15 protein-coding genes and 1 pseudogene are annotated in these 21048 nt (G+C 71.5%); 10 read left to right on the top strand and 6 right to left on the bottom strand.

Annotated elements, in window-relative coordinates; genetic code table 11:
* The first annotated feature begins 261 nt into the window (after positions 1 to 261).
* Together ACGFK0_RS31810 and ACGFK0_RS31805 are read left to right on the top strand one after the other, a co-directional pair.
* A complete protein-coding gene (locus ACGFK0_RS31810) occupies positions 262 to 1671 on the top strand; it encodes a DUF222 domain-containing protein (RefSeq protein ID WP_392911592.1) in 1410 nt (469 codons plus the stop codon).
* A 93-nt stretch (positions 1672 to 1764) separates the two neighbouring features.
* Complete coding sequence (locus ACGFK0_RS31805; RefSeq protein ID WP_392911589.1) at positions 1765 to 2697, top strand: tetratricopeptide repeat protein; 933 nt, start codon at positions 1765 to 1767, stop codon at positions 2695 to 2697.
* A 32-nt stretch (positions 2698 to 2729) separates the two neighbouring features.
* On the opposite strand, the pseudogene ACGFK0_RS31800 reads toward ACGFK0_RS31805, so the two are convergent.
* Positions 2730 to 3297: pseudogene (locus ACGFK0_RS31800) on the bottom strand (transposase); the annotation flags it as partial.
* A gap of 62 nt (positions 3298 to 3359) precedes the next feature.
* Between ACGFK0_RS31800 and ACGFK0_RS31795 the strand changes: the two are divergent.
* On the top strand, positions 3360 to 3611 hold the full coding sequence (locus tag ACGFK0_RS31795; RefSeq protein ID WP_392911816.1) for a Scr1 family TA system antitoxin-like transcriptional regulator: 252 nt from the start codon (positions 3360 to 3362) through the stop codon (positions 3609 to 3611).
* Positions 3602 to 3793, top strand: coding sequence for a DUF397 domain-containing protein (locus tag ACGFK0_RS31790; RefSeq protein ID WP_392911587.1), 192 nt, complete (start codon positions 3602 to 3604; stop codon positions 3791 to 3793). Before ACGFK0_RS31795 ends, ACGFK0_RS31790 begins: the two co-directional genes overlap by 10 nt.
* 151 nt (positions 3794 to 3944) lie before the next feature.
* Here the strand turns inward: ACGFK0_RS31790 and ACGFK0_RS31785 are convergent, their stop codons facing one another.
* On the bottom strand, positions 3945 to 4310 hold the full coding sequence (locus ACGFK0_RS31785) for a hypothetical protein (RefSeq protein ID WP_392911585.1): 366 nt from the start codon (positions 4308 to 4310) through the stop codon (positions 3945 to 3947).
* A 98-nt stretch (positions 4311 to 4408) separates the two neighbouring features.
* Positions 4409 to 5155 (bottom strand): hypothetical protein, encoded by a 747-nt coding sequence (locus ACGFK0_RS31780; protein WP_392911583.1) that lies wholly within the window; start codon positions 5153 to 5155, stop codon positions 4409 to 4411.
* Positions 5156 to 5507: 352 nt separating this feature from the next.
* On the opposite strand from ACGFK0_RS31780, the gene ACGFK0_RS31775 reads away from it, so the two are divergent.
* The 4 genes from ACGFK0_RS31775 to ACGFK0_RS31760 all read left to right on the top strand — a co-directional run bounded on the left by ACGFK0_RS31775 (position 5508) and on the right by ACGFK0_RS31760 (position 13996).
* Positions 5508 to 10415: a lysylphosphatidylglycerol synthase domain-containing protein gene (locus ACGFK0_RS31775; RefSeq protein ID WP_392911581.1), complete on the top strand. Its 4908-nt coding sequence runs from the start codon at positions 5508 to 5510 to the stop codon at positions 10413 to 10415.
* 182 nt (positions 10416 to 10597) lie between these two features.
* Entirely contained in the window at positions 10598 to 10747 is a 150-nt protein-coding gene (locus ACGFK0_RS31770; protein WP_392911579.1) for a hypothetical protein, read from the top strand.
* Positions 10744 to 13362 carry a cation-translocating P-type ATPase gene (locus ACGFK0_RS31765; RefSeq protein ID WP_392911577.1) on the top strand — a complete coding sequence of 873 codons (2619 nt, stop codon included), beginning with the start codon at positions 10744 to 10746 and terminating at the stop codon, positions 13360 to 13362. The genes ACGFK0_RS31770 and ACGFK0_RS31765 overlap by 4 nt, the downstream gene beginning before the upstream one ends.
* A 127-nt stretch (positions 13363 to 13489) precedes the next feature.
* Positions 13490 to 13996 (top strand): HPP family protein, encoded by a 507-nt coding sequence (locus ACGFK0_RS31760; protein ID WP_392911575.1) that lies wholly within the window; start codon positions 13490 to 13492, stop codon positions 13994 to 13996.
* 47 nt (positions 13997 to 14043) lie between these two features.
* Here ACGFK0_RS31760 and ACGFK0_RS31755 read toward each other — a convergent pair whose 3' ends face one another.
* The 3 genes from ACGFK0_RS31755 to ACGFK0_RS31745 all read right to left on the bottom strand — a co-directional run bounded on the left by ACGFK0_RS31755 (position 14044) and on the right by ACGFK0_RS31745 (position 18182).
* Positions 14044 to 16686: a GNAT family N-acetyltransferase gene (locus tag ACGFK0_RS31755; protein ID WP_392911573.1), complete on the bottom strand. Its 2643-nt coding sequence runs from the start codon at positions 16684 to 16686 to the stop codon at positions 14044 to 14046.
* Between the two features lie 31 nt (positions 16687 to 16717).
* Positions 16718 to 17236, bottom strand: a complete 519-nt coding sequence (locus tag ACGFK0_RS31750) for a hypothetical protein (RefSeq protein WP_392911571.1) — start codon at positions 17234 to 17236, stop codon at positions 16718 to 16720.
* Between the two features lie 64 nt (positions 17237 to 17300).
* Positions 17301 to 18182, bottom strand: coding sequence for a universal stress protein (locus ACGFK0_RS31745; RefSeq protein ID WP_392911569.1), 882 nt, complete (start codon positions 18180 to 18182; stop codon positions 17301 to 17303).
* 252 nt (positions 18183 to 18434) lie between these two features.
* On the opposite strand from ACGFK0_RS31745, the gene ACGFK0_RS31740 reads away from it, so the two are divergent.
* Positions 18435 to 19793, top strand: coding sequence for an amino acid permease (locus tag ACGFK0_RS31740; RefSeq protein WP_392911567.1), 1359 nt, complete (start codon positions 18435 to 18437; stop codon positions 19791 to 19793).
* A 13-nt stretch (positions 19794 to 19806) separates the two neighbouring features.
* Positions 19807 to 21018: an arginine deiminase gene (locus tag ACGFK0_RS31735; RefSeq protein WP_392911565.1), complete on the top strand. Its 1212-nt coding sequence runs from the start codon at positions 19807 to 19809 to the stop codon at positions 21016 to 21018.
* Positions 21019 to 21048 lie beyond the last annotated feature (30 nt).

The following is a 21048-nucleotide window of genomic DNA, read 5'->3' as shown; positions in this document are numbered from 1 at the left end:
GTCCGCAACGCGCAGCGACTGCTCTTCCTCTCCGGGACGATGGGCGATGACCGTGGACAACATCGTCCGGCTCACCAGCTATCTGCGTGACGCCTCCACGACCGGCCCGACGGATCGTTCACTCCACCGTGCAGTGCGGCGAGACCGGCACGCCGACGCGGAAAACCACGGACCGAGACCAAGTAAATCCGGAGAGATACTTCATGCTTACCTTCACCTGAAACGTGCGCACCCACTGTGCATGTTCGATAACATTGGGTTATGTGTTCGAGTGGGTTCGATCCGGCGTCGATGTCCACCAGTGAGCTGGTGGACGCGGCGGCTGCGATCGCGTCCGAACTCGCCCAGCGTCCCGGACCCGGCTCTCCGGCGGTGTGCATGCGGGACGCCGAGACCCTCGCCCGCGCGACCGACCTGCACGAAAGCGTCCTGGCCGGGCTGATCGGGCGGGTGGACGCCTCCGGTGAGATGCGCCGCTGGGGGTACCCGTCGGTACGAAGCTGGCTGCGGACGCGGCTGGGCATGCGAGAGGCCCGCGCCAAGGAACGCATCGCGCTCGCCCGCGAGCGCCACCGCCTTCCCCAAGTCGCTCAGCGTCTCGCGGCCGGGGACCTGTCGTACGGGTACGCCGCCACCGTGGCCGCTGCCGTGACCCGCCTGGACGATGAGGACTGCGCCAGGGCCGAGGAGATCCTGCTCGACCTGGCCGAGCAGGGGTTCTCCGCAGGAAAGGTCGCCGCGTTCGCCAACCGGATCACTGACCTGATCGCCGAACGCGACGGCACCGAAACCCCCGACCCCGACTCGCGGCGCGGGTACAGGCGGTCCTGGATCGACTCCACCCGCTCCCTGGACGGCGGCCGGTACGTGAAGGGCTGGCTGACCGCCGAGGACGCCGCCATCTGGGACGGCACCCTGGGCCCGCTGGCCAAGCCGGCCGGGGCCGACGACCACCGCGATCTGGCCGAACGCACCGCCGCCGCGCTCACCACCGTCCTGTCCGGCGGGCACCGCGCCACCAAGGTCACCGTCATCTGCGACCTGGACACCCTCACCGGCGGCACCGCCCCCGCACGCCTCACCGACGGCACCCCCATCCCCGCCGAACAGGCCCGGCGCATCGCCCTGGCAGCCGGAGTGTCACCGCTTCTCCTCGGACGCGGCCACATCCCCTTGTACCTCGGCCGCACCACCCGCTTCGCCACCCCGGCCCAACGCCGAGTACTCGAAGCACTCAACCCGACGTGCGCCGTGCAAGGCTGCGAGGTCCCCGGGACGTTGTGCGAAGTCGACCACGTGGCCGGCTGGGCCCTCGGTGACACCCCCACCGACATCGACAACCTCACCTTGACCTGCGGATTCCACAATCGCTTCAAGGCCGCCAGCCCCGACCAGATCCACGTCACCCGAGACCACGACGGCCGCTACACCTACCGGCTCCTACCTCCCGGCGACAAACCCGACCGGCCCCCACCGCCACCCGGCACCCCAACCCCCTGGGATCAACCCGCATCCCACGCTTCGCGCCAACCACCCCGCCACCCACGACACCGGCACAGAACCCGCCCCCCGCGAACCAGCACCGGCGCGCCGGACCCGGGCCGAGCCACCGACACGCACGCCATCGGCGCGCCTCCCACCCGAGGACGCCGCCAAACCGCAGGCCCTTAGTGCGTGATTTCATTCCCAGCGGCTTGATGACCAGGACACCAAGTCGTAGCGTCCACTGGAAGTCGCTACCGCTCGATGGCAGACTCACGGCCCATGCCTGCGCAAGATCCACGCATCCACCTGCTGCAGGCCGGACAGTCGCTCGCCGAATGCGAGTTCCTGCTTCGGCAGTTCAGCGGCGAACCCGCGATCCCTGACCTGATAGCCCAGGCTCGCCACCACTGCGACCAGGCCGGGCAGGGACCGCACGAAGACACCGAGACCGCCGCCACCCTCGCGATCCTGCGTGCGGTCGCCTCGACCTTCGCCCTACGGCACGTGGCGCTGTCCGACGTGTGCTGCGATTTCGACGACGTTGACGGAACCCTACTCAACGGGTTGGAAAAGCACGACGGTAACGGCGTCAGCCGTCCACTCGCCGAGGAAGCCATCCGTACCGCAAAGGCAGCCTTTGACGCGGACCCCCACGACGCCCTCATGCCGCTCTACCTCGGCCATGCCCTCACCTGGACGGGCGACCAGGACGCCGCCATCGCCGCCTACCGGGAAGCCCAACGCCGCGCCCCCGACGACAATTGTGTCCGTTCCGCCCTTTCCTACCTTCACGCTCCGCCCACCAAGAAGCCTCAGAGCGAGAGGAGTCACCCCCGCCACGCCTTCGCACTACTGCGCAGCGCCTACTGGATCAACAACAACGAATGGGAGGACGCCCTCGTCCTATTCGCCTCCGTCGCCGACGTCCGCACGCATCTGGCCACTCTCCTCGGCCCTGGCCCCAACGACTCCCGACCCGGCTGCCTGACTGGTGAAGACCTGGACGATGAGGGCGCGGAGTTGACCTTGCACATCCACCGCCCCGGCCGTCCCATTGCCATGTACGACCTGGACGCCCGTCTCCATGAGAACACCGAGACCACGTCCATCGACTGGACCGACGTGCCGGTGGACGAGTTGCTGGAACCGCCCCTCCCACCGGGCCGCCCCCTTCGCCTTCACTCCAGGGTCTGCTTCCCCACAGGCCGGTAACCGAAGAAGCGCCGTTAGGTGTCGGCCGGCACCGGTTTCCTCGGCCAGTTGGGGGTGGCGCCCTTCCTCGCGAGGCACCTGGTCATGAGGGTGATGGCTGCCCAGGTGATCAGCGTTTCGGAGTGCTGGACGAGGCGTTCGTAGTCTCGGGCATGCTGGCGGGCGTGCATCATCCAGGCCAGGCTCCTCTCGACGACCCAACGACGAGGCAGCACGACGAGAGCAGCACGACGAAGCCGGACGCGTCTTTGGGACGGCTGACGGGCTTGATCGTCAGGTTGAGATGCTGCTTGGCCCAGTCGACGAGCTTGCCCGCGTAGGCGGAGTCGGCCCAGACGATGGTGATCTCTGGGTCCATGAGGCGGAGTCGGAAGAGGACTTCCTTGGCCGCGGCCGCGTCGTGGAGGTCGGCGGGAGTGACCATGACCAGCAGGGGCAGGCCGCGGATGTCGACGACCATGTGGCGCTTGCGGCCGTTTGTTTCTTGCCGGCGTCGTAGCCGCGGGAGTCGCGGCCGACGGTCTCGGCGGCCTTGACCGACTGGGAGTCGAAGACGGTGGCGACCGCGCGGGGTCCTTAGCCCATCTCGCGGCGGATCCGGCCCTGGTGGGCTCTCACGAGGTGATGCGCGAGCAGATCGAGCACCTGATCGCCTCAGCGAGCTGCCCAACGTCACCATTCAAATCGTCCGCAACAATGGGCGTCCGGCGGGCACAGGCGGCGCCTTCGTGGTGGCTACCTTGGAGGGCCGGAGCGAGGTCGCCTACATGGAGACGACCGTACGAGGCATCACGACCGACAACCCCTCGGACCTCGCCAGGCTCTCCGAATCGCTTCGAGAGTTGCGAGCGGGGGCGCTCCCCGAAGACATGTCCCGGGACATGATCAGAGAGGCATTGGAGAAATGGACCTGAGCAACGCCACCTGGCGCAAGTCAAGCCGCAGCGGTGAGAACGGCGGCGACTGCGTCGAGCTGGCGGACGTGGCCGGTGCGGTGGTGGCGGTGCGGGACAGCAAGGACCCGGACGGGCCCGTCCTCCTGCTGACCCGCGCGGCCCTGCGGACGGCCGTCGAGTCCGCCGCCAAGGTGCACTGACCGTCCAGAAACATCCGCCCCGGCGGCCCCCAAATCGTTATGTCGCGGCGAGTCATCCCGTCCCCCCGGGCACGGACGATTTGCCGCAACCACCGAGCCCAACCGCCTGCGGCCAGGGGTGACCACAGCGCGCCCGGTGGCCTTCGGGGTATCAGTCCGCCTCGGTCAGGCTTTTCAGCTGTCCAATCTGTTCCTCTATCTTCTTCTTCTGGATAATGAACACATCCAGATTCTTCCGCATCTCGCTCTCAAGGCTGATCAGGTTCTTTTCGCTCACCGTCGCCTGCTCGTAGCGTTCTGCGATGCCTTCAGCCTCGGATCGCCCCTTCAGGGTTTTCAGCTGGTCTTCGAGCTGACGGCGGGTTGAGCCGGCGTCAGCGACCTTCCGCTGAGCTTCCGCCAGCTCCGCAAGCAGCTCATCGTGCCTCTTCTGGAGTTCCTGGAGCTTCGCACTCAGCGATCCACTGGCGTCTGCGGGCTGCTCGCGACGTTTGCGGCGGCCTCTGCCGAATCTCATGTGACCTGCCTGTCTGTGCCATTCTGTGCCATCGCTCGCGAGATCAGGGCCCCCATCACTCGCGAGCAGGGCTAGGGGAATTGCGGGGGTTCCGGCACTCAGTCCGCCGGGAGGCCGCCGTCCGAGTTCTCGGACGGCGGCGGTGTGCTGTCCGTCATCCCTGGCCACGACGTCGGGGGTGCGCCGAATGCGCGACGACCGGCCCTCACGGTCAGAGTCGCGAGGGCGGCGTTGGCGCCGCCACCGATCACGGCGCCGATACCGAACGGCGTCACTCGGCCGAGAACGATGATTCCCTGCTTGGTCCCGTACTTCGTGACGAAGTTCTTCCCCAAGATCTTGTTGATCTGGCGCAACGTTTCGACCGGCACCTTCGCGACGACCTGACGTCCCCAGTGTTGCCCCGTACGCTCGGCGACCTTGCCGATGGTCTTGGAGCCGGACCCGCCGAGCATTATCCCCATCACGATCGTTCGGCGGCGTTCGATCTCGTCGATGGGGATTCCGTGGACTTCGGCGATCGAGAGCGCGAAAAGGGTGCTCAGTTCGAGAGACGAGAAAACCTCGCCCGCCGACAGCGCCAGTGCGACTCCTGTGCCGACGCCGGGCGCGGCCGCAGTTCCTCCGACTGCGGCACCCGTCCCGGCCAATGCGCTCACGTACATCCGCTCCAGATTGCGGATCACCTGCGCTGGAGTCGCCTCCGGGTCCCGTTGGCGGGCCCGAGCGATGTTCTTGCGCACGAGCGGGCTCTGGATGTCGATTGCCTTGTCCAGTAGGTCGAGAACTCGCTGCCCACGGACGGCTTCTGCCGGAACCGGTCCTTCGAGGTCACCTGATGCCATGCCTTGAACTCCTCGTGGAAGGACGCCTTGTTGTCGGACGGGACGGGGTATCGAGATCGGGTCTACACCAGTTCGCGCGTTGACTGAGTACACATGACCGGAATCGGACTCTCGGGCGGGCCTGCCAGGTAGACGGCGCTCGCGACGGGCGAGCGACCTCGTTCCTTGGCACGGGCGCACCGGGAGGCCAACAACGCCATCTGGCGCGATCTCTGGGGCCGGTGCTGACCGGCGGCGGGCACTCCCGGTCCTTCAGCGGGCGGCTGGGGACCTTCGTCCACTGCCCTGGTGAGGGTGCGGGGCGGACGCTGAAATCCCACGGAGGGGTTGAAGTTCCAAAAGGAGAACGCCGGTGACGCAGATCGTCAAGGACGGCCACGTCGCCTCACCGGCGGCCGGGGACGGCGGCAAAGGGCGGGGGCGTCTCCGGGTGTGGCTCGGCCGCGTCATCGGTCTGCTCATCGTCGCTGCGATCTTCGGGAAGGTCCTGCCGGGCCTGGTCGACCTGGAGCGGGTCGCCGAGATTCTGCGGACCCGGGTGGAGCCGATGGAACTCGTCCTGCCGGCGGCGTTCACGGTCCTGTCGGTCCTCGCCTCGGCGGCCGGTCTCAGCGCGGCGCTCCCGCGGCTGAGGATCGTGCACGCGGCCGTCATCAACGTGGTGACCACCGCGCTGTCCTACGCCCTGCCGGGTGGAGGCGCCGCCGGGGCCGCGCTGAACGTCGCGATGTGCCGGCAGCTCGGGTTCCGGGCGGCCCCGATCGCGTTGCAGGTCCTGGTGACCGGGGTGTGGAACCTCGTCTCACGGCTGACGTTGCCGCTGCTCGCGCTGGGCCTGCTGGCCATGGTGTCCGACGTTCCCGAGAAGGTGCGCGGGGCAGGGGGCCTGGGGTTGGGTGTGGCCGCCGTCCTCGTCGCGCTGACGGGCATCATGCTCTGGAACGATCGCGCGGCGTCCGTCGTGGTGGCCGCCGGGTACCGCCTCGCCGGGCCGTTCCTGCGTTTGCTGCACCGTCAGGTGGGCGACCACGCCGGCGGTGTGGCGCGGTTCCAGGGGGAGGCCCGCGAGCTGATCCGCAGCCGGTGGCCGGCGCTGACCCTGTCGGCGGCCGGCTACCACGTGTCGGTGTTCGCGGTGCTGTATCTGTCGCTTCAGGCGGCGGGCGTCTCCCGGGTGGGTGTCCTGGAAGCCTTCGCCGTCTACACGATCGCCCGGCAGGTGACCGCCATTCCCCTCACGCCGGGCAGCGCGGGCGTGCTGGAGCTGGCGCTGATCGGCGGGCTGGACCTCACCGGGGCGGACTTGCCGGCGGCCACGGCGGGCGTGCTGCTGTTCCGGTTCTTCACTTACCTGCTCTACCTGCCGGCGGGCGGGCTGTTGTGGCTGTGGTGGCGGTGGGTCCGCCCGGTTACGGCGGCGCGGCCGCGCGAGGCCGCGTTCCGCCACCCGATGGACGCCGTCCGGCTGGTGCTCGCCCTGGTTTCGCTGGCCGTGCTGGTCGTGGTGAGCCGGGGCGTGCCCAGCTGGGACGTCGATCTGCTCCGGCTGGTGAACGACCTACCCGACGCGATCGAGCTGCCGGTGTGGCTGGTGATGCAGGCCGGCTGGCTCGGCGCGGTCGTGGCCGCCGCCGTGGCCGCCGTCTGTTTCCGCAAGTTCCGCCTTGCCGTCACGTTGGGCGGCAGCGGGGCGCTCGCGTGGATCCTGGCGAAGGTCGTCAAGGACGTGTCCGGACGGCCGCGTCCCGCCGCGCTGCTGGACGATGTCGTGCTCCGGGCCGACGCGACACCGTGGGGCACGGGTTTCGTCGCCGGTCACACGGCCGTGGCCGCCGCCCTCGTCACGGTGGCCGGTGCTCATCTTCCGCGCCCGTACCGGCGCGTCCTGTGGCTCGTCGTCGCCGCCGCCGGGGCCGCCAGGGTCTACATGGGGGCGCACTTCCCCCTGGACGTGCTGGGAGGAGCGGCGCTGGGCTGGGCCGTGGGTGCGGCGGCGCTCGTCATCCTCGGGACGCCGGGGCATCGGCCTCGGCTCACGGCGGTTCACAAAGCGCTCACCGCGCATGGGCTGACGGTGGCGGACGTGCAGCGGATACCGGGCGACCTGCGGCACGCGGTCCCCTTCGCCGCGACCACGTCCGACGGGCGGCTCTTCGTCAAGGTGATCGGCCGCGACCAGCGCGACGCCGACACGCTTCACCGGCTGGGACGTCTGTGGCGCCGCAGACCGGGCGAGCCGCCGTTCGCCACCGCCAAGCACCTGGCCGAGCATGAGGGCTACCTGCTGATGCGCGCCCGGCGGGCCGGTGCGCGGGTCCCGGCCGTCCGGTTCGTGACCGAGATCGGCCCGGGGAGCTGGGCCCTGGTCATGGACCACGTCGACGCACGTGCCCTGACCGAGGCCGGCGACCCGGACCCGGAGGTCCTGGACGACCTGTGGCGGCAATGCGCGGCGCTGCGACGCGACCGCATCGCCCACCGCGACCTCCTGCCGGAGAACGTCCTGATCGACGGGCGGGGACGTCCCTGGATCGTCGGGTGGGGACGCGCGGAGACGGACCCGGCGGCGGAACTGCTCGACGACGACGCGGCCCGGCTGCTCGCCATGACCGCATCGGTCACCACGCGTGCGCGGGCGTTGGCGGCGGCGCGGCGCGTCCTCGGCCCGGCCGCGACGGCCAAGCTCACCGCCCCGCCCCGAGACCACCGAGACCGAGACCACCGAGACCGAGACCACCGAGACCGAGACCACCGAGACCGAGACCACCGAGAGCGAGATCACGGAGAGCGGGGCCATGGGGGGAAGGCGTCCTCGCGGGCCTTTCGCAGGCGGCTCGGTGTCCCCGGTCTGTCGTCGGCCCGGTTCGGCCTGTTCCCTCCGAGGGCGCCCGCCACGGCGCGGCATCCCGCCGATGTGATCCGTCTCGCCATCGGGCTCGGTGCCTGCCTGTCCCTGGCCATTTTCGCCGCGGACGGTTTCCTGCTGGACGCGGAGGCGGACGTCTTCCGCCTCGTCAACGACCTGCCCGGCTGGTTGTTCTGGCCGGTCAACCTCGTGATGCAGACCGGTGCCCTCGGCGCGGTCGCGGTGACCGCGGCGGCCGCGCTGGCGGTGCGGCGGGTCCGGCTCGCCGTCGACCTGGCCCTGGGCGGCACCCTGGCGTGGCTGCTCGCCAAGCTGATCAAGGACCTCGCCGACCGCGGCCGTCCCGGGGCGCTGCTGTCGGAGGTCGTGCTGCGGGGCGCGCACGAGGGCGGCCTCGGGTTCGTGTCCGGCCACGCCGCCGTGGCCGCCGCCCTGGCCGCCGTCGCCGCCGCGCACGTCCGCCGCCCGGTCCGCTGGGTGCTGTGGGCGGTCGCGATCACGGTGCCGGTGAGCCGCGTCTACGTCGGCGCCCACTTCCCGCTCGACGTCGTCGCCGGGACGGCGCTCGGCTGGGCGGTCGGCGGCGCCGTCCACCTCGTCCGCGGCACTCCGAACCACGTCCCGGTACCCGCACAGGTCGCCACGGGGCTCACCCGCTGCGGGCTGGCCGAGCCGGACGTGGCACCGCTCAAGGCGGACGCCCGCGGCTCGGTCCCGTTCACCGCCGTCACCGCCGACGGCCGCGCCGTCTTCGTCAAGGCGCTCGGCCGCGACCACCGGGACGCGGACCTGCTGTTCAAAGCGGCCCGGTTCCTCCTGTACCGCGAGGTCGAGGACGAGACGCCGATGGCGAGCCCCAAACGGCAGGTCGAGCACGAGGCGTACATGCTGATGCGGGCGTCGGCCGCGGGCGCGCGCGTCCCCGCCGTCATCGGTGTGGCGCCCGCCGGGCCCGGCACCTGGATCCTCGCCGAGGAGGCCATCGACACCGGCGGCCGCCCCGTCCACTCGCTGGACGACCCCTGCCTGCGCCGCCTGTGGTCGCAGGTCGCGAAACTCCACGCGGCGCGTATCGCCCACCGCGACCTGCGGCTGGCGAACGTCCTCATCGACACCGGCGGCCGTCCCGTCCTCGTCGACTTCGGTTTCGCCGAGGACGCCGCCGGCGACGGCCGGCTGGCCCAGGACGTGGCCGAACTCCTCGTCTCCACGGCCCTCGTCACCGGCCCGCGGCGCTCCGTCCGGGCGGCGGTCGACGTGCTCGGGCTTCCCGCCGCCGAGGCCGCCGCGCCCTACCTGCAGCCCCTCGCCCTGGCGGGCGCCACACGGACGATGCTGCGGGAACACCCGCTCCTCCTGGATGAGCTTCGCACGGCGTTGACCGGTGCGGGCGCCACCCGCGTCGCTCCCCGGCCGCTGTCGCGGATCCCGTCCCGGCCCTGGTTCCTGCTGCTGCTCGTCCTCGTCGGATACGTCACCTACCACGCGCTCATCGGCATCACGGGCCCGCGTTCCCCGATGACCGTCCTCGCCGACGCCCACATACGCTGGCTCCTCGCGGCAACATTGCTGGTGGCGGCCTCCTACGCAGCGGGTGCGCTCTCCTTGATGGGCGCCTCCCCGCGCAACCTGGCCTTCGGACGCACCTACGTGCGCCAGGTCGCCGCGTCCTACGCCTCCCGCCAGCATCCGACCGGACGGGGCGGCGCCGTCGTTCTGGGCGGCTACCTCCGCGACCATGGAGCCGGACCACACGAAGCCACCCAGACCGTCGCGCTCACGAGACTGACCGGTGCGCTCGTCCATCTGATCGCCCTGGCGCTGGCCCTGGCATCCGCCGCCGCACAAGGGTGGGGGACGCTGCGCTCTCCGGCATGGTCCGGGCCGCTGATCCTCGCGGTTTCGGCGGTCGCGTTGCTCGGCACGGCCCTCCTGTGGCGCCGCCGGGCCGAGATCATCCTGCCGCTGAGGGCCGTCGCGGCGGGACCGTCCCGGCGGTCGCACAGACCCAGGCGCCTCATCGCGCTCCTCGCCGGCAGCTCCATGGTCACCACGTGCTCGGTGCTGACCTTCGTGGCCGTGGGCCACGCCATGAACGTGCCGCTCTCCGCCGCAACGCTGGCGTCGGTGTATCTCCTGCTGATCCCGCTGCGCCTTCTCGGTCCCCTCCCGGGAGGCCTGGGCATCGTCGAACCCCTCTTCGCGCTGGCCCTGGTCGCCCTCGGGACCGGCCCGACCGAAGCGGTCGTGACCGTCCTGCTCTACAGGATCCTCAGCTTCTGGCTCCCGATCCTGCCCGGCGCCCTGATCTCCCACGCCGCTGCGCCTGGCAGCCCGCGAGGCCCTCGGCCGTCACGCGCGGCCGGACGTCGTCCGCGTCCTGGACGCGGGTGACGCCCCGGCGCCCTGCCCGCTGCGCACCGAAGGCGGCGTGGGCGTGAGCTCCGGCGGCTTTCGAGGCTCGCCGCCCCCAGGCGCGGCGTTCAGGGGGCTTGGGTCCGCCGATCCGGGGGACCTTCGCCCCTGGGGGTACGCGGACGGAGATCACAAGCTGAGGGTGAACAGGAGGTGTGGCCGTGAACATCGGATGCGCCCAGGTGGTCGCCGATCCCGGCGACGGCCGGGGATACGCGGGCGACGGCGGCCGGTCCGGCCGGATGCGGCTGCGGGTGGCGGCTTCGATCGGCACCGGGGAGTACGACGAGCGGTCGGCCGAACTTCGATGACGACGGATCTCGCGCCCTACCGCAGAACCGCCGCCGAGATCGTGCGCGACCTCGGCGGCGACATGTCGCACGGGTTGACCTCGGCCGAGGCCGCCGCCCGGCTGGAGCGCGAGGGTCCCAACGCGCTGCCCGCCGCGCGGGGCCGCGGCCCGGTGGTGCGGTTCCTGCTGCAGTTCAACAGCCCGCTGATCTACGTCCTGCTGGTGGCGGCGGTCGTGACGGCGCTGCTCGGTGAGCACGTGGACGCGGTCGTGATCCTCGGCGTGGTGATCGTGAACGCGGTCGTGGGGTTCGTCCAGGAGTCGCGGGCCGAGAAGGCGCTGACCGCCCTGGCCGCGATGACGCAGACGATCGCGACGGTCGTCCGCGACGGTGCGGCGTCGCGGGTCCCGGCGGCCGGGCTGGTCCGCGGCGATCTGGTCGAGCTGGAGGCGGGCGACAAGGTCCCCGCCGACCTGCGGCTGCTGCGCACCGACGAACTGGCCGTGGACGAGTCGACGCTGACCGGCGAATCGGTGCCCGTCACCAAGGACCCGGCGGCGCTACCCGAGGTCTCTCTCGCCGACCGCACCGCCATGGCCTACTCCGGGACGCTGGTCACCGCCGGCCGGGCCGCCGGAGTGGTGGTGGCCACCGGCGCGGACACCGAACTCGGCGACATCCACCGGCTGGTGCACACCACCACCGCGGTGCAGACGCCCCTCACCCGCAAGATCACCCAGTTCAGCAAGATCGTCACGGTGGCGATCCTGGCGCTGGCCGCGCTGACCTTCCTGATCGGGGTGCTGTACGGCCGGGACAGGGCCGAGATGCTGACCGCCGCGGTCGCGCTCGCGGTCGGCGCGATCCCCGAGGGCCTGCCCGCCATCGTGACGATCACGCTGGCGCTCGGCGTCGCCCGGATGGTCCACCGCGGCGCGATCGTGCGGCACCTGCCCGCCGTGGAGACGCTCGGCGGCACCACCGTCATCTGCACCGACAAGACCGGCACCCTGACCCAGAACCAGATGACCGTCACCGCCGTCACCGCGGGCGGCCGGGACTACACCGTGACCGGCACCGGCTACGCCCCCGCCGGCGAGGTGCGGCTGGACGGCCGGGCGGCCGACCTCGCCGGGCATCCCGTGCTGCGGGAGACGCTGCTGGCCGGCCTGGGCTGCAACGACGCACGGCTCGTCGACACCGGCGGACAGTGGACGATCACCGGGGATCCGACCGAGGGCGCCCTGCTGACCAGCGCCGCCAAGGCCGGCCTCGAACACGCCCCGCACCGCGCCGCGACGCTCCCCTTCGGTTCCGAGCGCCGCTACATGGCCACCCTGCACGAGGACGGCACCGTCTACGTCAAGGGCCCCGTCGAGCGGATCCTGGAACTGTGCGGCGACGCCGCCGGCCCGGACGGCTCCCCGGTCCCGCTGGACCCGGCCGCCGTCACCGCCCGCGCCGAGGACTACGGCGGGCAGGCCCTGCGGGTGCTGGCGTTCGCACGCGGGCACACCGACGCCCCCGGCCTGGACGAGCTGCCCCGGCTGACGTTCCTGGGCCTGCAGGCCATGCTGGACCCGCCGCGCGCCGACGCCGCCCGAGCCGTCCGGACCTGCCACGACGCGGGCGTCCAGGTCAAGATGATCACCGGCGACCATGCCGCCACCGCCCGCGCCATCGGCACCCGCGTCGGGCTGCGCGGCGACGTCATGACCGGCGACGAACTCACCGCCGACCTCTCCCCCGAACGCGTCCAGGCCACCACCGTCTTCGCCCGCGTCTCCCCCGAGCAGAAGCTCCGCCTCGTCCAGACCCTCCAGGGCGCCGGGCACGTCATCGCGATGACCGGCGACGGCGTCAACGACGCGCCCGCCCTCAAGCAGGCCGACATCGGCGTCGCGATGGGACGCACCGGCACCGACGCCGCCAAGGAGTCCGCCGACATGGTCCTCACCGGCGACGACTTCACCTCCATCGAGCAGGCCGTCGAGGAGGGACGCGGCGTCTTCGACAACCTCGTCAAGTTCATCGTCTGGGCGCTGCCGTCCAACGTCGGGCTCGGCCTGGTGCTGGTCGCCGCGATCGCCGTGAACACCGCGCTGCCGATCCTGCCGCTGCAGGTGCTGTGGCTGAACATGACCGCGGTGCTCGTCCTCGGCCTGCCGTTCGCCGTCGAACCCAAGGACGAGCACATCATGCTCCGTCCGCCGCGCGACCCCGGCCTGCCGCTGATCTCCCGCGCGCTGACCGCCCGGATCCTGCTGGTCTCGGCGATCCTGCTCGCCGGCTCCTTCGGCCTCCAGCACTGGGAACGGGCCCACGGCGCGACCCCCGAGACCGCGCAGACGATCGTCGTCAACGTCTTCGCGCTGACCCTGCTGACCTACATGTTCAACTGCCTGTCGCTGGACCGCCCCCTGCTGTGGCGCGGCATCCGCCGCAACCCCTGGGTGGCCGTCAGCGGTCTGGCCCTCATCGCGATCCAGCTGATCTACACCTACACACCCGCCATGAACGACGTGTTCCACTCCGCGCCGCTCACCGCCGCCGCCTGGGCACGCATCATCGTCATCGCCGCCGTTTCCTACATGGCGGTGGAAGCCCTCAAGTACGTCCAACGCGCCCGCTGACGCCGTCCGTGCAGCGAGACGGGACGTTTCGAGACAGGACGTTCGCCCCTAACACCGCACCGGTCCGGCAGCGAAGCTGGACGTGAGATGACAGGCCAGATTGCCAGCCAGACCGCCAGGAGGAGCCATGATGACGCGTCCGCCGCTGGAGCAGCGCACCGCCGGCGAGATGATGACCAGGGACCTGCTCACCATCGCCACGAGCGAATCGGTCCTGATGGCCTGGGAGCTGATGTGCAAGGCCGGGGTGCATCACCTGCCCGTCGCCGATGACGAGGGCGGCTTCGTCGGAGTCGTCGACGCCCAGACCCTGACCGCGACGTGGAACGCCGCCGTCCCCCAGCACGCCCGCCGGCCGGTGACGTCGCTCCTGCCGTCCCCGCCGCCCATGACGGTGCGGCCGTCGGCCACCATCCCCGAGGCGGCACGCGCCATGCTCGAAGCCGGCAACGACCATGTGGCGGTGACCGATGACCACGGCTGCCTGGTCGGGCTGATCACCGCACGCGACCTGATCACCGCCCTGGCCGGAGCCGAGCGGGACATCGCGCCTCCCAGCGGAGGCATGCCGTCCCTCTACCGGATCGAACCCGTCCTGCCGAGCACCGCACCGGCCCACCCGGGTCGAAGCTGACCGCTGCGAGTGCCGTCCGGCTGCGAGTGCCGTCCGGCCGGCATGGCTCAGCGGAGGCGGCGCAGGTAGGGGTCCCAGGCCCGGCGGGGTGCGAGGCGGACGCGTGCGTCGACGGCCACGGTCCCGTCCGGGCGGACGATGGTGGGGTTGAGGTCCAGCTCGGCGATCTCGGGGTGGTCGGCCGCCAGCCGGGAGAGCCGGAGCAGCACCTCGCGCAGCCCCACCAGATCGCCGGGCGGGCGCGCCGGGTGGCCGAGCAGCAGCGCCGACAGCCGGGGGGCGCGGATCAGGTCGTCGGCCTCGCGGCCGGTCAGCGGCGCGAGCCGGGCGGCGCGGTCGGCCAGGGCGTCGGTGTCGACGCCCCCGGCCCCGAAGATCACCACCGGCCCGAACACCTCGTCCTGGACGGCGCCGCACAGCACCTCGACGCCGTCGTCCGCCATGGCCTGGACGAGCGTCCCCTCCACATCGCCGCCGAACCGTTCCGACAGCCGGCCGAACGCCGCGCGGACGGCCTCCTCCCCGTCCAGGCCCAGTTCCAGCGCGCCCGCCGCGGTCTTGTGCACCACACCTGAGACGTGTGCCTTCAGCGCCACCGGCACACCCAGGTCACGTGCCGCCGCGACCGCCCCGTCCTCGGTCCGGGCCCAGCGCCACCGGGCCACCGGCAGCCCGTAGGACCCCAGCAGCCCGAACGCGTCGGCGGGTGGCAGCCAGCCGCCGTCCGGTGCACGGTCGAGGTATCGGGCGATGACGGCGGCCGCCTCGTCCGGGTTCAGGCCGGGCAGCGCAGGCGGCGCCTGCTGCGGAAGGTTCCGACGCCGCGCGTAGGACCAGGCGTGGGCGAGCGCGCGGGCGGCGCCCTCCGGGTAGGCGTAGCACGGGATCGCCTCATCGGTGATCGTGACCGTCTCCGCCTGTCCGAGGACCACCGCCGCCAGCGGCTTTCCGATGCCGCCGAGCGCGCCCCGCAGGTCGCCGAGCGCGGTCGGCGCCACCAGCGCCAGGACGACGTCCACGGCGTCGTCGGCGGCGACCGCCTCGATGGCGTCGCGGAACCGTTCGGCGGACACGGCGGCGGTGGTGTCGACGGGGTTGGCGACCGCCGCGCAATCTGGCAGCAGGCCGGCCAGGACGTGCCGCGTGGCCGCGTCCAGGACCGGCACGACGAGCCCGGCGTCGGCGCAGGCGTCGGCGGCCAGTACCCCGGCGCCGCCCGCGTTGGACACCACCGCCACCCGCGGCCCGGCCGGGAGCGGCTGGGTCGCCAGCAGCGCGGCGGCGTCGACCAGCTCACCCAGATCGTCGGTCGCCACGATCCCGGCCTGCTCGAACAGCGCCCGGCGGGTCAGTTCCGGGGTCGCGGCCGCCGCGGTGTGCGACACGGCGGCCCGGGTGCCCGGCGCGGACCGTCCGGCCAGGACGGTCAGCAGCGGCATCCGCGCGGCGACCCGGCGCGCCGTCCGGGCGAACTTGCGGGGGTTGCCGAACGACTCCACATGGACGATGCCCAACCGGGTCGTCTGGTCCGACTCCCACCACATCAGCATGTCGTTGGCGCTGACGTCGTACTTGTCCCCGACGGACGCGAACGTGGAGACCCCGACGCCCAGCCGCGACAGCTCCTCGATCAGGGCGATCCCCACACCGCCCGACTGCACGACGACGCCCGCACTCCCCAGCGCGGGACGGTGCGCGCCGAACGTCGCGTCCAGCCAGATCCCGGTGTTGGCGATGCCCAGGCAGTTCGGCCCGACCAGCCGCATCCCGTACTCGCGGCAGACGGCCAGCAGGCCGTGCCCCTGCTCGGCGGTCAGGCCGGAGCTGACCACCACCAGCGCGGACGTCCCGAACCGCCCGCACGCCGCCGCCACCCCGGGCACCGCGTACGCGGGCACCGTGATGACAGCGAGATCGGGCGGCTCGGGCAGGTCGGCGAGCCTCGCCACGCAAGGGACACCGTGCATGTCCGTCCCCGCACCGTGCGGGTTCACCGCGTACACCGCGCCCTTGAACCCGCCCGAAACGATGTTGTGCAGCAGTTCGGCGCCGACCGTCCCGCGCCTGCGGGACGCCCCGATGACCGCGATGACCCGGGGCCGCAGCAGCGGCTCCAGGCTCGCCACGTCCGCGCTGCGCTCCCGTTCGGCGACCGCGTCCAGATATCCGTCGTCGGACACCAGCGGGATCGTCACCTCGACGACACCCCCCGACATCAGCTGCCGGACCGGCATCCCAGCGTCGGCGAACACCCGCAGCATCGCGTCGTTCCCCGGCAGCGTGTCGGCTCGGAACGCGACGATTCCGCCGGCGCGGGCAAGCGACCCCAGATGTTCCAGGAGAAGCGTCCCGACACCGCGGTGGTGCATCCGGTCGGCGACCGCCATCGCGATCTCCGCCTCGCCCGGCACACCGGTCGGTTCGTACTCCGCCACCCCGATCAGGTCACCGCGCAGCCAGGCGCCGAGCGCCGCATGATCGCGGCCCTCCGTCCGGCAGACCCGCTCGGCCACATGCCCGGCCATGGCCCGGTTCAGGCCGAAGAACCGCAGATACAGGCTTTCCTCGCACAGCCCCTGATGCAGCTCGCGCACCGCGTCCAGGTCCGCCGCGCCGAGCCGCCTGATCTCTATCTGCGTCCCATCGGTCAGCAGCGCGAACGCCCGCGCGCCGGAAAGCTGCTCTGTCATGTCTCCAGCCTCTGACCGTGCGGGTCGCGGATCAGCGTCCCAAGGTCACCTGCGGCCGGGACTTTGGTCCCGTTCTCACCGGACGGGCCGGGGCGTTCCTCACGCCCGGTGCCGACGGTTTGGGGACCGCCCCGACCTCGATCATGGGACGCCGTCCATGCGTCTGCAGTCCCAGTTGCACTTTCCACATGGCCACGGCCAGGGCATGGAACTGATAGAGCATGCGTCGCAGTACGGGGAGGTCGCCGGCGTCGGCCGTCACCGCGGCATGTTCGGCGATGACCGTGAGCCGATTGACGCGGCAGGCGAGAAAATGCGCAAGAGCATCGCGGCGAACGCTTCCCGATAAGGCATCGAGCAGAATCGATTCGGCGGCGTCCAGTTCGACCATGACCTCCGCGGTGGCGGCTCGCACGTCGGTGGCCGTCTCCCAGCCGTCCCTCGCCAGCAGCTTGAGCCTGCTCAAAGCAGGTAGGCAACGCCTGTGATGCTCCCGCAGCCGACCTTCCAGAACGGCCGCATCCACCATTCCGACGCCTGTACCGGTCATGTTTCCTCCCTGGCCCGCCGTGCCCGGCGTTCTGTATGTCCTCGGCCGCCCGAGCGTCTGCGTCCTAGTCGCCCGCGTTCCGCCGAGGCGCGTGCGCGACCGCTACGGGGCAGGGGGCGTGCTGAACCAGGGCGTGGCTGACCGATCCGAGCAGCAGACCGCGGAAGCCGCCCAGCCCTCGCGAGCCGACGACGAGCAGACGCGCGTCGTCCGAGGCGTCCAGCAGAACCTGACGCGGCGGCCCGGCCACGACCTCGGCCCGCACATCGACGCCGGGGTGACGTTCACGCAAGGGGATCATCAGCTGATCCAGGCGCGTGCGGGCCGCCTCACGCATGCCGTCCTCGTCGGCCAGCGGCGGCAGATCGTCCACGGGCACCGACTCCCAGGCGACCACGGCGTGCACGGACGACCCGTGCAACTCGGCCTCGGCGAACGCCATCGCCAGCGCGGCCCGGGAGGCCGGCGAACCGTCCACGCCGACCACGACGCGTCCCGGCTTCGTCCCCGGGTGCCGGTCCACGTCACCTCGGGCGATGACGACGGGGCACGTGGCGTGCGCGGCCACCTGGGCGCTGACCGATCCGAGCATCAGTCCGGCGAACCCCCCGAGGCCTCGCGGCCCCAGCACGATCAGATCGGCGCTCTTGCCCGCCTCGATCAACTCGGCGGCCGCCTGCCCGCATACGAGCACGCCCCGCACCGGCACATCGGGGGCGTGCTTGCGGAGGTGCTCGACGCCGCCGTCCAGGGTCTCCTGCGCCATGGTGCCCAGGTCAACCATGGGCATGGCCACCGGGCTCCCGATGTAGACCTGCCACGCGTGGATCACGGTCAGCGGCAGGCCCCGAGCCCGGGCCTCGCCGGCGGCCCAGTCCAGGGCACGGATCCCCTCGGGGGAGCCGTCATAACCGACAGCGACACCAATGATCTGCTCGGCACTCATACCTGCTCCCACCTCATGCATCGGGTTCCTGCACCAGCGTTTCTCGTGGCGTCCTTCCCACATAGAGGGCATCAGTCCGGAACTGGAGGGACCTTCGGCCTTCCAGCGGGGCGGGGCGGAGCCGGGACCGGTGGATCGCCTGAGAGGGGACGTTGGTCCACCGGTCCCGGGACCGATGCCCGGCGACCGTCACAGGAGCACGGTGATCAGCTGAGATCGCGGCGAGTCCGCCGCTGATCCAAGGAGACGCTCATGAGCGCGCAACCCTCCCGCCGGAGGCTGGGGCTGTGGATGGCCACCGCCCTCGTGGTGGGCAACATGATCGGATCGGGTGTCTTCCTGCTGCCCAGCGCGCTGGCCGCGTACGGGCCGATCAGCCTGGTGGCGTGGGTGTTCACCGCGGCCGGGGCGATCCTGCTGGCGCTGGTGTTCGCCCGGCTCTCCCGGGCCTACCCGAAGACGGGCGGCCCGTACGCCTACGCGCGGCGGGCGTTCGGTGACTTCGTCGGATTCCAGACCGCGTGGGGCTACTGGATCGCCATATGGGCGGGGAACGCGGCGATCGCCGTCGCGTTCGTCGGGTACATGGCGCACTTCTGGCCCGAGCTGGCCGATGACAAGGTGCTGGCCGCCGGTGTGGGGCTGGCGGCGATCTGGCTGCTGACGGCCGTCAACGGCTACGGGATCCGGCAGGGCGGCGCCGTCCAGGTCGCCACCACGGTCATCAAGCTGGTGCCGCTGCTGCTCATCGCGATCGGCGGGCTGTTCTTCGTCAAGTCCGGCAACTTCGGCGAGTTCAACGCCAGCGGCGGCAGCGCGTTCTCCGCGGTGACCGCCGCCGCCGCACTGACGCTGTGGTCGTTCATCGGATTGGAATCGGCCACCGTCCCCGCCGAGGACGTCGAGGACCCGCAGAAGACCATCCCCCGCGCCACCGTCGCCGGGACCGCCGTGACCGCGCTGATCTACATCCTCGGCACCGTCGCCGTCCTCGGCCTCGTGCCCGCGGCGGCGCTGGCGACCTCGACCGCGCCGTTCGCGGACGCCGCCGACGCCGCGTTCGGCGGATGGGCCGCCGACCTCGTCGCGGCCGGTGCGGCGATCAGCGCGTTCGGTGCCCTCAACGGCTGGATCCTGCTGCAGGGCCAGATCCCGCTCGCCGCCGCCCGCGACGGCCTGTTCCCCCGCGTGTTCGCCCGCACCGGACGCGGCGGCACCCCGATCGTCGGGCTGGTCGTCTCCAGCGTCCTGGTCACCGGGCTGATGGTCATGAACTACAACGCCAGCCTGGTCGACCAGTTCACCTTCATCATCCTGCTGGCCACCCTCACCACCGTCATCCCCTACGCCTACGCCTCCCTCGCCGAACTGGTCCTGCTGGCCACCGACCCGGCCGCGTTCTCCGGCCGGCGCCTGGCCCGCGACGCCGTCATCGCCCTGCTGGCGTTCGGCTACACCGTCTGGGCGATCGCCGGCGCCGGCTACGAGGTCGTCTACAAGGGCACACTGCTGATCTTCGCCGGGATGCCGGTCTACGCCTGGCTGAAGTACCGCGACCAGCGCGCCCCCGTCCAGGCCGCCCAACCCGAACCGCCGGCCAAGGCCGCCTGAAAGGACACCGCTCGTGTTCACCGTCTCCTCCGAGGTCGGGCGGCTGCGGCAGGTCCTGCTGCACCGCCCCGACCTGGAACTGCTCCGCCTCACCCCCGCCAACAAGGACGACCTGCTGTTCGACGAGGTGCTGTGGGCCAAACGCGCCCGCCAGGAACACGACGTGTTCGCCGACGCCCTCCGCGAACGCGGCGTCCGCGTGCACTACCTCGCCGACCTGCTCGCCGAGACCCTCAAGATCGACCAGGCCCGCGCCCAGGTCCTCGACCACACCGCCTCACAGATCACCCTCGGCCCCACCCTGGCCGCCCCCGTCCGGTCCGCGCTGGACGACATGGACCCCACCACACTCACCCGCCACCTCATAGGCGGGCTCACCAAGGCCGAACTGGGCGTGCCCGCCCACAGCCTGCTGCTGTCCTCGCTCGACGACGGCGACTTCGTCCTGCCGCCGCTGCCCAACCACCTGTTCACCCGCGACCCATCCGCGTGGATCCACGACGGCGTCACCTTGCATCCCATGGCCAAACCGGCACGGCGGCGCGAGACCGTGCACCTGAGCGCCATCTACCGGCACCATCCGCTGTTCAGCGGGCGGGACGTCCCGATCTGGTATCCCGGCGCCGACTTCACCCTGCCCTCCCTGGAAGGCGGCGACATCCACGTCCTCAGCGACGACCTGGTCCTGATCGGCATGAGCGAGCGCACCACCCCGCAGGCCATCGAACTGCTCGCCCAGCGGCTGTTCACCGCCGGGAGGGTACGCCGCGTCATCGCCGCGCAACTGCCCAAGCGGCGCGCGTTCATGCATCTGGACACGGTCATGACGATGGTCGACCACGACGTCTTCACCGTCTACCCCGGGCTGCCGCCGCTGCGGTCCTACACGCTCACCCCCGGAAGCGACGGCGGGGTGCTCGTCCATGAGAACGACGCGCTGTTCCCAGCGATCGCCCACGCCGCCGGCGTGCCGCAGATCCGCGTCCTGACGACCGAACAGGACGTCCGCGCCGCCGAACGAGAGCAATGGGACGACGGCAACAACGTCCTGGCCGTCGAACCCGGCGTCGTCATCGCCTACGAGCGCAACGTCACCACCAACACGATGCTCCGCCACCACGGCATCGAAGTCATCACCATCCCCGGCGGCGAACTCGGACGCGGACGCGGCGGCCCCCGCTGCATGAGCTGCCCCCTCCACCGCGACGAGGTGACTCGACGATGACCCCGCGCCGCCTACCCGAGCGCGCATCCC

This window comes from Spirillospora sp. NPDC048823, from assembly GCF_043198445.1.
In the GTDB taxonomy this organism is placed as follows: Bacteria; Actinomycetota; Actinomycetes; order Streptosporangiales; family Streptosporangiaceae; genus Spirillospora.
The sequence above is the reverse complement of the archived record's forward strand: the minus strand, read 5'-3'. Positions and strand labels throughout refer to the sequence as shown.

What these genes read in the sequence shown, in the direction of transcription:
- ACGFK0_RS31810 (WP_392911592.1), top strand. Translation starts at nt 262, where the DNA reads ATGTGTTCGAGTGGGTTCGATCCGGCGTCGATGTCCACCAGTGAGCTG.
- ACGFK0_RS31805 (WP_392911589.1), top strand. Translation starts at nt 1,765, where the DNA reads ATGCCTGCGCAAGATCCACGCATCCACCTGCTGCAGGCCGGACAGTCG.
- ACGFK0_RS31790 (WP_392911587.1), top strand. Translation starts at nt 3,602, where the DNA reads ATGGACCTGAGCAACGCCACCTGGCGCAAGTCAAGCCGCAGCGGTGAG.
- ACGFK0_RS31785 (WP_392911585.1), bottom strand. Translation starts at nt 4,310, where the DNA reads ATGAGATTCGGCAGAGGCCGCCGCAAACGTCGCGAGCAGCCCGCAGAC.
- ACGFK0_RS31780 (WP_392911583.1), bottom strand. Translation starts at nt 5,155, where the DNA reads ATGGCATCAGGTGACCTCGAAGGACCGGTTCCGGCAGAAGCCGTCCGT.
- ACGFK0_RS31765 (WP_392911577.1), top strand. Translation starts at nt 10,744, where the DNA reads ATGACGACGGATCTCGCGCCCTACCGCAGAACCGCCGCCGAGATCGTG.
- ACGFK0_RS31760 (WP_392911575.1), top strand. Translation starts at nt 13,490, where the DNA reads ATGATGACGCGTCCGCCGCTGGAGCAGCGCACCGCCGGCGAGATGATG.
- ACGFK0_RS31755 (WP_392911573.1), bottom strand. Translation starts at nt 16,686, where the DNA reads ATGACAGAGCAGCTTTCCGGCGCGCGGGCGTTCGCGCTGCTGACCGAT.
- ACGFK0_RS31750 (WP_392911571.1), bottom strand. Translation starts at nt 17,236, where the DNA reads ATGACCGGTACAGGCGTCGGAATGGTGGATGCGGCCGTTCTGGAAGGT.
- ACGFK0_RS31745 (WP_392911569.1), bottom strand. Translation starts at nt 18,182, where the DNA reads ATGAGTGCCGAGCAGATCATTGGTGTCGCTGTCGGTTATGACGGCTCC.
- ACGFK0_RS31740 (WP_392911567.1), top strand. Translation starts at nt 18,435, where the DNA reads ATGAGCGCGCAACCCTCCCGCCGGAGGCTGGGGCTGTGGATGGCCACC.